The organism is Chromobacterium sp. FG89 (assembly GCF_057808735.1).
This window is the reverse complement of record NZ_JBMDIQ010000030.1, coordinates 1-12,581: the sequence shown is the minus strand read 5'-3', so window position 1 is coordinate 12,581 and position 12,581 is coordinate 1. Positions and strand designations below refer to the sequence as shown.

The 12,581-nt window shown below is 62.1% G+C and carries 11 protein-coding genes and 1 tRNA gene; 7 read left to right on the top strand and 5 right to left on the bottom strand.

Annotation, left to right across the window (positions count from 1 at the left end):
* Nucleotides 1–43 precede the first annotated feature (43 nt).
* Complete coding sequence (locus tag ACODRW_RS21660) at nucleotides 44–598, bottom strand: flavodoxin family protein (RefSeq protein WP_048415037.1); 555 nt, start codon at nucleotides 596–598, stop codon at nucleotides 44–46.
* Nucleotides 599–841: 243 nt separating this feature from the next.
* On the bottom strand, nucleotides 842–2,140 hold the full coding sequence (gene aceA / locus ACODRW_RS21655) for an isocitrate lyase (RefSeq protein WP_019101049.1): 1,299 nt from the start codon (nucleotides 2,138–2,140) through the stop codon (nucleotides 842–844).
* Between the two features lie 461 nt (nucleotides 2,141–2,601).
* On the opposite strand from aceA, the gene grpE reads away from it, so the two are divergent.
* From grpE to ACODRW_RS21625, 6 genes are all read left to right on the top strand, one after another.
* On the top strand, nucleotides 2,602–3,150 hold the full coding sequence (grpE, locus tag ACODRW_RS21650) for a nucleotide exchange factor GrpE (protein WP_107798307.1): 549 nt from the start codon (nucleotides 2,602–2,604) through the stop codon (nucleotides 3,148–3,150).
* Nucleotides 3,151–3,266: 116 nt separating this feature from the next.
* Nucleotides 3,267–5,198 carry a molecular chaperone DnaK gene (dnaK, locus tag ACODRW_RS21645; RefSeq protein WP_107798308.1) on the top strand — a complete coding sequence of 644 codons (1,932 nt, stop codon included), beginning with the start codon at nucleotides 3,267–3,269 and terminating at the stop codon, nucleotides 5,196–5,198.
* A gap of 143 nt (nucleotides 5,199–5,341) precedes the next feature.
* Nucleotides 5,342–6,469 carry a molecular chaperone DnaJ gene (dnaJ, locus tag ACODRW_RS21640; RefSeq protein WP_107798309.1) on the top strand — a complete coding sequence of 376 codons (1,128 nt, stop codon included), beginning with the start codon at nucleotides 5,342–5,344 and terminating at the stop codon, nucleotides 6,467–6,469.
* A 275-nt stretch (nucleotides 6,470–6,744) separates the two neighbouring features.
* A complete protein-coding gene (locus ACODRW_RS21635; RefSeq protein WP_488906661.1) occupies nucleotides 6,745–8,256 on the top strand; it encodes an alanine/glycine:cation symporter family protein in 1,512 nt (503 codons plus the stop codon).
* Nucleotides 8,257–8,409: 153 nt separating this feature from the next.
* Complete coding sequence (gene hemB, locus ACODRW_RS21630) at nucleotides 8,410–9,414, top strand: porphobilinogen synthase (RefSeq protein ID WP_107798311.1); 1,005 nt, start codon at nucleotides 8,410–8,412, stop codon at nucleotides 9,412–9,414.
* 61 nt (nucleotides 9,415–9,475) lie between these two features.
* The gene (locus ACODRW_RS21625) at nucleotides 9,476–9,667 is read left to right on the top strand and encodes a hypothetical protein (RefSeq protein WP_107798312.1); all 192 of its coding nucleotides are present in this window, start codon (nucleotides 9,476–9,478) and stop codon (nucleotides 9,665–9,667) included.
* Here the strand turns inward: ACODRW_RS21625 and ACODRW_RS21620 are convergent.
* From ACODRW_RS21620 to ACODRW_RS21610, 3 genes are all read right to left on the bottom strand, one after another.
* Nucleotides 9,664–10,443: a DODA-type extradiol aromatic ring-opening family dioxygenase gene (locus ACODRW_RS21620; RefSeq protein ID WP_488878150.1), complete on the bottom strand. Its 780-nt coding sequence runs from the start codon at nucleotides 10,441–10,443 to the stop codon at nucleotides 9,664–9,666. The two genes, ACODRW_RS21625 and ACODRW_RS21620, sit on opposite strands and share 4 nt — an antisense overlap.
* A gap of 147 nt (nucleotides 10,444–10,590) precedes the next feature.
* The gene (locus tag ACODRW_RS21615) at nucleotides 10,591–10,731 is read right to left on the bottom strand and encodes a hypothetical protein (protein WP_488906660.1); all 141 of its coding nucleotides are present in this window, start codon (nucleotides 10,729–10,731) and stop codon (nucleotides 10,591–10,593) included.
* Nucleotides 10,732–11,290: 559 nt separating this feature from the next.
* The gene (locus tag ACODRW_RS21610; protein ID WP_488906659.1) at nucleotides 11,291–12,274 is read right to left on the bottom strand and encodes a recombination-associated protein RdgC; all 984 of its coding nucleotides are present in this window, start codon (nucleotides 12,272–12,274) and stop codon (nucleotides 11,291–11,293) included.
* A 94-nt stretch (nucleotides 12,275–12,368) separates the two neighbouring features.
* Here ACODRW_RS21610 and ACODRW_RS21605 point away from each other — a divergent pair.
* Nucleotides 12,369–12,445, top strand: a tRNA-Pro gene (locus ACODRW_RS21605).
* Nucleotides 12,446–12,581: the final 136 nt, after the last annotated feature.

The following is a 12,581-nucleotide window of genomic DNA, read 5'->3' as shown; positions in this document are numbered from 1 at the left end:
AAAGGGGGCCGCTTGGCCCCCTTTGACTTGTCTGAACGAGCTCTTAGCCGCGCAGCTTGGCGGCAATGCCGGCCACGCGCTGGCCGTAGGCCTTGGCGGTGTCCAGATCGCCTTGCGGGATTTCGTCGACGCTGGCGTCGGACGGGGATTGCACCAGCAGGCCCACCGAGCCGCCCAGATTGTTGATGTCCTCGCGGCTGGCGTTCTTGGCGTTGCTGGGCAGCAGGCCCAGGCTGACCCACAGACCGCCGTGCTGGGATGCCAGGGTTTGCAGATAGATCAGCGACACCTGCTTGTCGCCGTTCAGGCTGGCGCTATTGGTAAAGCCGCCGAACACCTTGTCCTGCCAGCCGCGGGTGAACCAGACCTTGGAACTGGCGTCGGCGAATTTCTTGAACTGCCAGCTCGGGCTGCCCATATAGGTGGGCGAGCCGAAGATGATGGCGTCGGCGCTGTTCAGCAGATCCCAGGCGCCGGCGGGCAGATTGCCCTCGGCGTCGATGGCCAACAATTGCGCGCCGGCGCCGGCGGCGACATGCTGGGCCACTTGCTGGGTGTGACCGTAACCGGAGTGGTAAACAACGACGACTTTTGCCATGACGGGCCTTTCATATTGCCGTGAATGAAGAAAGGCCTGCCGCGCGGCAGGCCTTTGCCCAGTATTGGGGATGATGAAGAATTGAAAAAGCGCCGTCGGATGAATTAATTATTTAGTTGAATTAAACAATCCCATCGGCTTGCTGCGTTGCGGGCCCTGCGTCCGAATAGCGGTGTTTTACCGCGCAGAACAGATAAAAACGCCCACGGGCGTGGGCGTTTTCCCGGCGTGAACGGCGGCGGCTTAGTGGAACTGCTCTTCCTCGGTGGAACCGGTCAGCGCGGTGACGCTGGACTGGCCGCCCTGGATCACGGTGGTGACGTCGTCGAAGTAGCCGGTGCCCACTTCCTGCTGATGGGACACGAAGGTGTAGCCGCGCTCGCGAGCGGCGAACTCCGGCTCCTGCACTTTCTCGACATAGGCGGACATGCCGCGGGCAACGTAATCTTGCGCCAGGTCGTACATGTTGTACCACATATTGTGGATGCCGGCCAAAGTGATGAACTGGTACTTATAGCCCATCGCGCCCAGCTCGCGCTGGAATTTGGCGATGGTGGCGTCGTCCAGATTCTTCTTCCAGTTGAAGGACGGCGAGCAGTTGTAGGCCAGCAGCTTGCCCGGATGCTTGGCGTGCACCGCTTCGGCGAACTTGCGCGCGAACTCCAGATCCGGAGTGCCGGTCTCGCACCAGACCAGATCGGCGTAGTCGGCGTAGGCGATGGCGCGGCTGATCGCCTGCTCCAGACCCTTCTTGGTCTTGTAGAAGCCTTCGGCTGTGCGCTCGCCGGTCAGGAAGGGGCGGTCGCGCTCGTCGCAATCGCTGGTCAAGAGATCGGCGGCTTCGGCGTCGGTGCGGGCGATCACCAGGGTGGGCACGCCGTAGACGTCGGCGGCCAGGCGCGCGGCGATCAGCTTCTGCACCGCTTCCTGAGTGGGCACCAGCACCTTGCCGCCCATGTGGCCGCACTTCTTCACCGAGGCCAGCTGGTCCTCGAAGTGCACGCCGCCGGCGCCGGCGCGTATCATCGCCTTCATCAGCTCGTAGGCGTTCAGCACGCCGCCGAAACCGGCTTCGGCGTCCGCCACGATGGGGGCGAAGTAGTCGATGAAGCCGGCGTCGCCCTGGGCCACGCCCTTGGAATGCTGGATTTCGTCGGCGCGGGTGAAGGCGTTGTTGATGCGTTCCACCACCTTGGGCACCGAGTCAACCGGATACAGCGACTGGTCCGGATACATCGCGGAGTATTCATTGTTGTCTGCGGCCACTTGCCAGCCGGACAGATAGATGGCCTTGACGCCGGCCTTGACCTGCTGCATGGCCTGACCGCCGGTCAGCGCGCCCAGACAGTTGATGTACGGCTCGCTGTGGAGCAGGCCCCACAGCTTGTCCGCGCCGTTGCGCGCCAAGGAGTACTCAATCTGCAACGAGCCGCGCAGGCGCTCCACATCGGCGGCGCTGTAGCCGCGCTTGATGCCTTTCCAGCGGGGATTCTCGTTCCAGTCTTTCTGGATGGCTGCAATGCGTTGTTCGCGAGTCGTCATGCTAAAACCCTTCTCGATACGTTTCTGTGCGCGCCGGCAGACGCCGGCGTCCTCATTAAGCGATCTGGCTATCCGGTTTTCCGGATTTTCTTGCGGTCGGCCCTCATGGGGCCGGCTCGGCATGTCCGCCGTGTCAGCCTTGCGGATAGCGGCTGTTCGGGCGGAGCACTTGCGGGTGTGGCTCAATTATTAGCACAAATAAAAACGCTTGTGTGCAGTGCAGCACAAAGAAAATGTTTGATTTTCAAAAGCTAACAGCAACTTTCCTAAAACGAATATTGCGACTCGCTCAAGCGTTTGCTTTTAGAAAATAAAAGTCCGCAAACGCACATCGGGGTTTGGGACGCCTAGGATGACGGTCTGAAGCCGTTCAGTCGTTCTCAGGGCTTGAATTCCGCGACGAAGCCCCTACCTTGAGTCGGGACTATTCGTACCGCTGAATCCAAATCCGAGGAATCGCCATGCAGGACAAGCAAAACATCGCGGCTGACGCCGTGGACAATGACAATATCGACGCGACGGTGGCGGAGCAGGCCGTAGAGCAAGAGCTGAGCGCGGAGCAACGCATCGCCGCGCTGGACGCGGAAGTGGCCGAACTGAAGGACGCGCTGCTGCGCGCCCGCGCCGATCTGGAAAACCAGCGCCGCCGCGGGCAGGAAGACGTGGCCGCCGCGCACAAATACGCAATCTCCAAGTTCGCCGGCGAGCTGGTGTCGGTGAAGGACTATCTGGAAATGGCGCTGCTGGACCAGAGCGGCCAGATCGACACCCTGAAGATGGGCGTGGACATGACGCTGAAGCAATTGGTGTCCGCCTTCGACAAGGCGCAGATCAAGGACATCGCTCCCCAGGCCGGCGACAAGCTGGACCCGCATCAGCATCAGGCGATGAGCGCGGAAGAGGCCGACGCCGAACCCAACACCATCGTGCGCGTGATGCAAAAAGGCTACCAGATCTCCGATCGCGTACTGCGTCCGGCCATGGTGGTGGTCGCCAAGGCAAAAGCATAAAAAAGGGCGGCGTGCTCCTCTTGAAATAATGGGCATAGCCAATACCTATTGAGACAACAGGCGGTCGCTATCGAACAAATGGCCGCTGAAACGAATTGAGATAAAGGAACTTCGACATGGGTAAAATCATTGGCATCGACTTGGGCACCACCAACTCCTGCGTATCGGTCGTGGAGGGCGGCGCGCCCAAAGTGATCGAGAACGCCGAAGGCGCTCGCACCACTCCGTCCATCATCGCCTATATGGACGATGGCGAAATCCTGGTTGGTGCGCCGGCCAAACGCCAGGCGGTGACCAACCCGCGCAACACCATTTACGCCGCCAAGCGCCTGATCGGCCGCCGCTTCGAAGACAAGGAAGTGCAGAAAGACATCGACCTGATGCCTTTCGAAATCCTGAAAGCCAAGAACGGCGACGCCTGGGTCAAAGTGCGCGACCAGGAACTGGCTCCGCCGCAACTCTCCGCCGAAGTGCTGCGCAAGATGAAGAAGGCCGCGGAAGACTATCTGGGCGAGGAAGTGACCGAGGCGGTGATCACCGTGCCGGCCTACTTCAACGACAGCCAGCGTCAGGCCACCAAGGACGCCGGCCGCATCGCTGGTCTGGAAGTGAAGCGCATCATCAACGAACCGACCGCCGCGGCGCTGGCTTTCGGCCTGTCCAAGCAGGAAGGCGACCGCAAGATCGCGGTGTACGACCTGGGCGGCGGCACTTTCGACGTGTCCATCATTGAGATCGCAGACGTGGACGGCGAGCACCAGTTCGAAGTGCTGTCGACCAACGGCGACACCTTCCTGGGCGGCGAAGACTTCGACCAGCGCGTGATCGACTACATCGTGACCGAGTTCAAGCGCGAACAGGGCGTGGACCTGAAGAACGACGTGATGGCGCTGCAGCGTCTGAAGGAAGCGGCGGAAAAGGCCAAGATCGAGCTGTCCAGCGCGACTCAGACCGAAGTGAACCTGCCCTACATCACCATGGACGCCACCGGCCCGAAACACTTGGCGATGAAGATCACCCGCGCCAAGTTCGAAAGCCTGGTGGAAGACCTGGTCGAGCGCTCCATCGAGCCGTGCCGCGTGGCGCTGAAGGATGCCGGCCTGTCGGTCAACGAGATCTCCGACGTGATCCTGGTCGGCGGCCAGACCCGCATGCCCAAGGTGCAGGAAAAAGTTAAGGAGTTCTTCGGCAAGGAGCCGCGCAAGGACGTGAACCCGGACGAAGCCGTGGCCGTGGGCGCCGCGATTCAGGGTTCGGTGCTGTCCGGCGACCGCAAGGACGTGCTGCTCTTGGACGTGACCCCGCTGTCGCTGGGCATTGAAACCCTGGGCGGCGTGATGACCAAGCTGATCCAGAAGAACACCACCATCCCGACCAAGGCGTCGCAGGTGTTCTCTACCGCCGACGACAACCAGACCGCGGTGACCATCCACGTGCTGCAGGGCGAACGCGAGAAGGCTTCCGCCAACAAGAGCCTGGGCCAGTTCAATCTGGGCGACATCCCGCCGGCGCCGCGCGGCATTCCGCAGATCGAAGTGGAATTCAACATCGACGCCAACGGCATTCTGCACGTGTCGGCCAAGGACAAGGCTTCCGGCAAGCAGGCCAACATCACCATCCAGGCTTCCTCGGGCTTGTCCGAAGCCGAGATCCAGCAAATGGTGAAGGACGCCGAGGCCAACGCCGAGGAAGACAAGAAGCTGCACGAACTGGTGACCGCCCGCAACCAGGCGGAAGGCCTGATCCACAGCGTGAAGAAATCGCTGGCCGAGCACGGCGACAAGATCGACGCCGCCGAGAAGGCCAAGATCGAAGACGCGGTGAAGGCGGCCGAGGAAGTGGCCAAGAGCGAAGACAAGGCCGAGATCGAAGCCAAGACCGAAGAACTGGCCAAGGCCAGCCAGAAGCTGGGCGAAATCATGTACGCCCAGGCTCAGCAGGCTGAAGCCGGCGCCCAGCAGGGCGGCGCGGACGCTCAGGCCGGCAAGCAGGAAGACGGCAACGTCGTCGACGCCGAGTTCGAAGAAGTGAAGAAAGACAAGGCTTAATCGCCAGCCGATGTCTTGACGCCTGATGACCGGGCCGGGCCCGCCGGAGTGTTCCGCGGCCCGGACCGGTCATTGGCGTATGGTGGCCGGCCGCGCTAGGGGGCTTGCTTCCCGAGCCGACTGAATTTGAGAGAGACAGGAACATGTCCAAGAAAGATTACTACGATGTGTTGGGCGTCAACCGCGACGCCTCCGACGACGACATCAAAAAGGCTTACCGCAAGCTGGCGATGAAGTATCACCCGGACCGTAATCCGGACAGCAAGGAAGCGGAAGAGAAGTTCAAAGAGGTCAAGGAAGCCTACGAGATTCTGTCCGACAGCCAGAAGCGAGGCGCTTACGACCAGTTCGGCCATGCCGGCGTGGACCCGCAGGCCGGCGCCGGCGGCGGCGCGGGCTTTGGCGGTTTCGGCGACTTCGCCGACATTTTCAGCGATATCTTCGGCGGCGGCCGTTCCGGCGGCGGCGGAGGCGGGCGTTCCAACGTCTATCGCGGCGCGGACCTGCGCTACAACATGGAAATCTCGCTGGAAGAGGCGGCCCGCGGCTGCGAGAAGCAGATCCGCATCCCTTCGCACGAAGAATGCGAAGTCTGCCACGGCAGCGGCGCCAAGCCCGGCACCCAGCCCAAGACCTGCTCCACCTGCGGCGGCCACGGCCAGGTGAGGATGAGCCAGGGCTTCTTCTCCATTCAGCAGACTTGCCCCACCTGCCACGGCACCGGCAAGCAGATTACCGATCCCTGCACCAGCTGCCACGGCGCGGGCCAGAAAAAGACCAACAAAACGCTGAACGTGAAGATTCCGCCCGGCGTGGACGAGGGCGACCGCATCCGTCTGTCCGGCGAAGGCGAGCCGGGCCAGAACGGCGGACCGTCCGGCGACCTTTACGTGGTCACCCACATCAAGCCGCACGCGGTGTTCCAGCGCGACGGCATGGACCTGCATTGCGAGATGCCGATCTCCTTCTCCACCGCGGCGCTGGGCGGCGAAGTGGAAATCCCGACGCTGGACGGCATGGCCAAGGTCAAGATCGCGGGGGAAACCCAGAGCGGGCGCGTCTACCGCTTGCGCGGCAAGGGCGTGAAAGCGGTGCGCGGCACCGATTACGGCGATCTGCATTGCCATGTGGTGGTGGAAACCCCGGTCAAGCTGACCGAACGTCAGAAAGAGCTGCTGCGCGAATTCGACGCCATCAGCCAGGGCGACGTGGCCACTCACAATCCGCGCTCCAAGTCCTTCATGGACAAGTTGAAGGATTTCTTCGGTTAAGACGTCTCTCAGCGACCCTCGCGGTCGCGGACGACAAAACGGCAAGCGCGCGCTTGCCGTTTTTTTTGTTGGAACATAAATATTTTTGGTGGTCAACTATTTTTGAGTAACTTGTTGTAATGAGCGATTTTTTAAAATGAATTATCTGGAGGGTTCCGGTATCCGGCCTTATCTTGGTGGGGCTCCGGAACCCCGCTCCGGAGCGAAAACATAAAAATTATCCGGGCCACCCTGCATCAGCGCGGTGAGCTTGGCTTCGCTCAAAGGAGAATGTCATGGAAGATTTGGTCAACGCCGTCAACGGCGTCATCTGGAGCCCGGCGCTGATTTACCTGTGTCTGGGCGTGGGTCTTTACTTGTCCGTGCGCACGCGTTTCCTGCAATTGCGCCACTTCCGGGAAATGCTGCGCCTGATGTTCAATACCGAGAGCAGCGCCAGCGGCGTGTCCTCGTTCCAGGCGCTGGCGATGACGCTGGCCGGCCGCGTCGGCACCGGCAATATCGCCGGCGTCGCCACCGCGATCACTTTCGGCGGCCCGGGCGCTATCTTCTGGATGTGGATGGTGGCCTTCCTCGGCGCCAGTTCGGCCTTCGTCGAATCGACGCTGGGCCAGGTCTACAAGGAAAAGATCGACGGCCAGTATCGCGGCGGCCCGGCTTTCTACATCGAGAAGGGCCTGGGCTTGAAGTGGTACGCCTGGCTGTTCGCCATCACCACCATCATCGCCACCGGCGTGTTGTTGCCGGGCGTGCAGGCCAATTCCATCGCCGCCTCGCTGAACACCGCCTTCGGCATCGCGCCCACCGTCACCGCGGCGGTGCTGGCCATCATTCTGGGCTTCATCATCTTCGGCGGGGTCAAGCGCATCGCGCTGTTCGCCGGCGCGGTGGTGCCCTTCATGGCCTTGGGCTACATCATCGTGGCCTGCGTGATCATCGCCTTGAACATCGAGCAGCTGCCCGGCGTGATGGCGCTGGTGCTGAAAAGCGCGTTTGGCATGGAGGCCGGTTTCGGCGCCATTCTCGGCCTGGCCATCCAGTGGGGGGTGAAGCGCGGCGTGTATTCCAATGAAGCCGGCCAGGGCACCGGCCCGCACGCCTCCAGCGCCGCGGCGGTGTCGCATCCGGCCAAACAGGGCCTGGTGCAGGCCTTTTCGGTCTATATCGATACTTTGTTCGTTTGCTCCGCCACTGCCTTCATGCTGCTGATCACCGGCCAATACAATGTGCAGGGTCCGGAAGGCCAGGCCATGTACACCGGCATCGCCGGCGTGGCGGCGGGGCCGGGTTATGTGCAGATCGCGATGGAAAGCATCATGCCGGGCTTCGGTTCCATCTTCGTGGCGCTGGCGCTGTTCTTTTTCGCCTTCACCACCATCGTCGCCTACTACTACATTGCCGAAACCAATATCGCCTACATCAACCGCAAGATTCAGCTGCCCTGGCTGAGCTTTGTGCTGAAGATCGCCTTGATGGCGGCAACGGTGTACGGCACGGTCAAGACCGCGGATCTGGCCTGGGGTCTGGGCGATATCGGCGTCGGCCTGATGGCCTGGCTCAACATCATCGCCATCGTCTTGATGCAAAAACCGGCTCTGGTCTGCCTGCGGGACTATGAGGCGCAGAAAGCGCGCGGCCTGGACCCGGTGTTCCATCCGGAAGCGCTGGGCATCGTCAACGCCGCCTACTGGGAAGGACGGCGCGCGGAGGACAATCTGGCCGCGGAATTGGCGGCGCAGGCCGGCAAGGCCGCGGAGGAAGGCGAGCTGGCGCCGCGCAAGCGCTGAGCTCAGGAGGGCGCGGACGGCGGCCGGTTTCCGGCGCTGTCCGCAAAGCCGGCGTGCAAAATCCAGAACACTCTGTTTTGCCGGCCGGCATCCGCTGCGGGTCGGCGGCAACAGGCGTACAATGGCCGGGCTAATCCTTCTAATGGAATTGTCATGATTTTCGCCAATCGCTATTTTCCCGCCACCCGCATGCGCCGCATGCGCAAGGATGAATTCTCCCGCCGCCTGATGCGTGAAAACGTGCTGACCGCCAACGATCTGATCTATCCGGTATTCGTGATGGAAGGGCAGAACCGGGTGGTGGAAGTGCCGTCGATGCCGGGCGCGCCGCGCCAAACGCTGGACAAGCTGCTATACACCGCCGAACAGGCGCTGGAACTGGGCATCCCGATGCTGTCGCTGTTCCCGGTGATCGAATCGGGCAAGGACAATAGCGCGCAAGAGGCCTACAACCCCGAAGGCCTGGTGCCGACCGTGGTGCGCGAATTGAAGAAACGCTTCCCCGAGCTGGGCGTGATGACCGACGGCGCGCTGGACCCGTACACCATTCACGGCCAGGACGGGGTGATGGACGAGAGCGGCTATGTGCTCAACGACGAAACCACCGAAATCCTGATCAAGCAAGGCCTCTGTCACGCGGAGGCCGGCGTGGACATGTTCGGCCCGTCCGACATGATGGATGGACGCATCGGCGCGATCCGCGAGGCTTTCGAGGAGGAGGGCTTCATCCACACCAAGATTCTGGCGTATTCGGCCAAGTACGCGTCCGGCTTTTACGGTCCCTTCCGCGACGCTTTGGGTTCGTCCGGCAATCTGGGCAAGGCCGACAAGAACAACTACCAGATGGACCCGGCCAATCTGGACGAAGCGATCCAGGAAGTGGCGCAGGATCTGGAAGAGGGCGCCGACGCGGTGATGATCAAGCCGGGCATGCCCTATCTGGACGTGATCCGTCGAGTGAAAGACACGTTCCGGGTGCCGACCTTCGCCTATCAGGTGTCCGGTGAGTACGCGATGTTGAAGGCGGCCTTCCAGAACGGCTGGCTGAACGAGGAAAAGTGCATGCTGGAAAGCCTGATCGCGTTCAAGCGCGCCGGAGCGGACGGCATCCTGACCTATTTCGCGCTGGACGCGGCGCGTTTGCTGCGCCAACGCTGAGCGCAGGCGGACAAGCCATCGCGCCCCGGCTCAGGCCGGGGCGTTTTGCATGGGAGCGGACATGGATTTGATGCATTCCACCCTGTTCTGGATTCTCATCGCCGCCGCGCCGGCGGCGACGGCGCTGGGCATCCTGATCCGGCTGTCCCGGCGCGAGCCGCCGCCGGATCTGCCGCCCGGGGTCAAGCCCTTGGGCTGGGACGACGAAGACGAGGAAGACGACGACAAGGCGCCGCCGGCGGCGGGCGGCTAGTCGAAGCGCCAGCTGGCCATGGACAGATTGCCCATGCGCCAGTCGTCGTGCAGCTTGAGCGCGGGCGCGCCCGGGGTGCCGGCGCCCAGCGCCACCCACAGCGGGGCGATGTGTTCGTCGCTGGGATGGTTGTGGCGCGGATAGGGCGCTTGCTGCAGCCAGTCGGCCAGCGTGTCCCGGGCGTCGTTCAGCAACTGCTGGTCCAGCCAATCGCGGAAGGCCAGCGCCCACGGCGCCGGCGCAGAGCCTTCCGGGGCCAGCGCGCGCAGATTGTGGGTGTAGCTGCCGGAGGCGATGATCAGGACGCCTTCGTCGCGCAGCGGGCGCAGCGCCTCGCCTATGCGCATCAGTTCAGCGGCCGGCGCCTGATGCGGCAGCGACAGATTGACGATGGGGATGTCCGCCTGCGGGTACATCAGCATCAGCGGCGTCCAGGCGCCGTGATCCAGCCCGCGTTGTTCGGTGCTCTGCGCCGGCAGTCCGGCGGCGGCGAACAATTCGTGCAGGCGCGCGCAGAGCTGCGCATCGGTGCGGGCCGGGTAATTCAACTGGTACAGGGCCTCGGGAAAGCCGTAGAAGTCGTGGATGGTTTCCGGATTTGGCTTGTGGTTGACCACCAGGCCGCGGGTTTCCCAGTGCGCGGAAACGATGACGATGGCGCGCGGGCGCGGCAACTCCGTTCCCAGCTGGGCGATGAAATGGCGGCTTGGGCTGTCTTCCAGCACCAGGGTGGGGGCGCCGTGCGAGATGAACAGCGCAGGTAGGCGAGTAGTCATGGCTGAAGCTTTCATTCAAGTGATGGCTTCAGCTTAAGCCACGGCGATTCTCTGATAAACCGCAGTTTATTGGCTTTATTGTTTACTCGTTGGAAACAATTTGGCGATGCGGCGGCTCGTCTTGCAAAGGGACGGCCTACTCCGGTTTTAACTCAATCCGCCAAGCAGGATGGCACAGCCGGCAATGAAGATGAGGACGCCCATGATGCGCCGCCAGTTACGCTTGCTCTGCCTGTCGCTCGATGGCTGCTGTTTCAACCTTCTCAGCTGTTGTCGATACATGGTCATTTGACGCTCCTATAATTGAATGATAATCATTCTTGTTTGAATGTCAAAATAAACGCTCGCTCAGGAGCGGCCGCTGTGGCGGAAGGCTTGAAACGGGAGCGTTGAAGCCGGGGGCCGGAGCGGAGGAGAAAGGCGGAATCCTTCGCTCCGTCAGGGGGCCGTAAGGCGGTATCAGGGCTTTGTAGGCCGCTCTTATTGCAGCCAGGCGAAGCCAGCCCATACTTCCAGCCAGAGCGCTTGCCAGTCGAATGTTTTCATTGCGATCTCTCTTGCTAAGGTATGCGGAGTATCGCTCAAGGCTTTGTATTTGTTAAATTGATTGTTTTTGCTTGCTGCTTAGCTGATTGCTATGAGGCTTGCGAACGGAGCGATGAAGAGCCGCCCCCGCAAGCGTGAAGCGCTTGCGGGGGCGGGAAGGCTCGGCGAGCCGGTCCAAGTCTCGCTCGTCAGAGTGAGACAAGGCCTTGCGGTCAAAGAGTTGGGCGGCGCACGCTGCATGCGAGCATGTGGCACTAGCCGTGCTTCGCCTCGGCGCGCGCGGCGAGTCTCGAACCCTCTCTTAGTCCCAGGGCACTTCCGCCGAGTTTTCGACGACGACGGCGGGCTGCTTGTCCTGCGTCGGGGCGACAGCCGCCGGGCTGGTCGCTTCTTCCAGGCCGCCCAGCGCGGCGACCAGTGCGTCCACCAGTTCGCCCAGTTCTTCGCTCATCAAGGTGAAGGTGGCTTCGAACAGGCTTTCGCGGTCATCGCCGGCCTGGCTGGCTTCGTCCTGCAGCAGGTCCAGGAACTGCAGCCGCTTCAGCTGCAGCATATCGGTCAGCTGGAAGCGGATCTTTTCCTGCCAGATCAGGCCAACCCGGGTCACTTGCTTGCCGGTGGCGATGTGCTGGCGGATCTCGTCCGCGGTCAGGTCGATGCGCGCGCAACGCACTACCGCGCCGTTTTCGCCGCTGTCCTTGAGCTCGCAATCGGAGTCCAGCTCAAAGCCGGCCGGCGCCTCGCCTGCCGCCAGCCAGTCCGTCATCGCGGTGTGCGGGGCGATCTTGGTGCGCGGCAGCGCGGCGGGGAAGGGCGGCAGCGCTTCGCGCAGCTTGGAGACCAGCGCCTCCGCCTTGCTGGCGGCTGCGGAGTCCACCATCAGCCAGCCGCGGCGGGTGTCCAGATAGGCGCTCATCCGGCTGCTGCGCACGAAGGCGCGCGGGAGCAGGTCGTCGGTGATCTGCTCTTTCAGGGCCAGCTTTTCCTTGCGGCCCACCTTGCGCAACTCCTTGTCTTCTATCTCGGCGACTTTCAAATCGACGAAGTCGCGGATCACCGAGGAGGGCAGCACTTTGTCCTCGCGGCGCAAAGACACCATCTGGCAGCCGCGCACGGTGTAGACCGGCGCCTCCAGGTGGCCGGCGGCGGGCACCCAGCCCTCGCTGAACCAGTCCAGTCCCATGCAATGCTGGAATGGACGCTTTTCCAGCGCGGCGGAAAGCTGTTCGTTGTTAGGGGCGTCGTCTTGATTCAAACGGTAAAAAGATAGTTGCCTAAACCACATATTTGTTCCATAATGCGCGTCCTCTGATGCCACAGATTGTACCGCAGCCAAGACAGCAGCGGGGTGGTTTTCAGACAAGCTTGAAGATGGTCGTCGGAGTGTAGCTTAGCCTGGTAGAGCGCTACGTTCGGGACGTAGAGGCCGGAGGTTCGAATCCTCTCACTCCGACCAGTCAATTAGAAAAAGCTTGTCAGAAAGCATCGGATGTAGTAAATTTCTGGTCCTCGGCGCTTGGCGCTGAAGGCAGTAAAACGGAGTGTAGCTTAGCCTGGTAGAGCGCTACGTTCGGGACGTAGAGGCCGGAGGT

Coding starts and splice junctions, on each gene's coding strand:
- hemB (WP_107798311.1), top strand. CDS start 8,410: ATGATTTTCGCCAATCGCTATTTTCCCGCCACCCGCATGCGCCGCATG.
- aceA (WP_019101049.1), bottom strand. CDS start 2,140: ATGACGACTCGCGAACAACGCATTGCAGCCATCCAGAAAGACTGGAAC.
- ACODRW_RS21635 (WP_488906661.1), top strand. CDS start 6,745: ATGGAAGATTTGGTCAACGCCGTCAACGGCGTCATCTGGAGCCCGGCG.
- ACODRW_RS21620 (WP_488878150.1), bottom strand. CDS start 10,443: ATGACTACTCGCCTACCTGCGCTGTTCATCTCGCACGGCGCCCCCACC.
- ACODRW_RS21615 (WP_488906660.1), bottom strand. CDS start 10,731: ATGACCATGTATCGACAACAGCTGAGAAGGTTGAAACAGCAGCCATCG.
- dnaK (WP_107798308.1), top strand. CDS start 3,267: ATGGGTAAAATCATTGGCATCGACTTGGGCACCACCAACTCCTGCGTA.
- ACODRW_RS21610 (WP_488906659.1), bottom strand. CDS start 12,274: ATGTGGTTTAGGCAACTATCTTTTTACCGTTTGAATCAAGACGACGCC.
- ACODRW_RS21625 (WP_107798312.1), top strand. CDS start 9,476: ATGGATTTGATGCATTCCACCCTGTTCTGGATTCTCATCGCCGCCGCG.
- dnaJ (WP_107798309.1), top strand. CDS start 5,342: ATGTCCAAGAAAGATTACTACGATGTGTTGGGCGTCAACCGCGACGCC.
- grpE (WP_107798307.1), top strand. CDS start 2,602: ATGCAGGACAAGCAAAACATCGCGGCTGACGCCGTGGACAATGACAAT.
- ACODRW_RS21660 (WP_048415037.1), bottom strand. CDS start 598: ATGGCAAAAGTCGTCGTTGTTTACCACTCCGGTTACGGTCACACCCAG.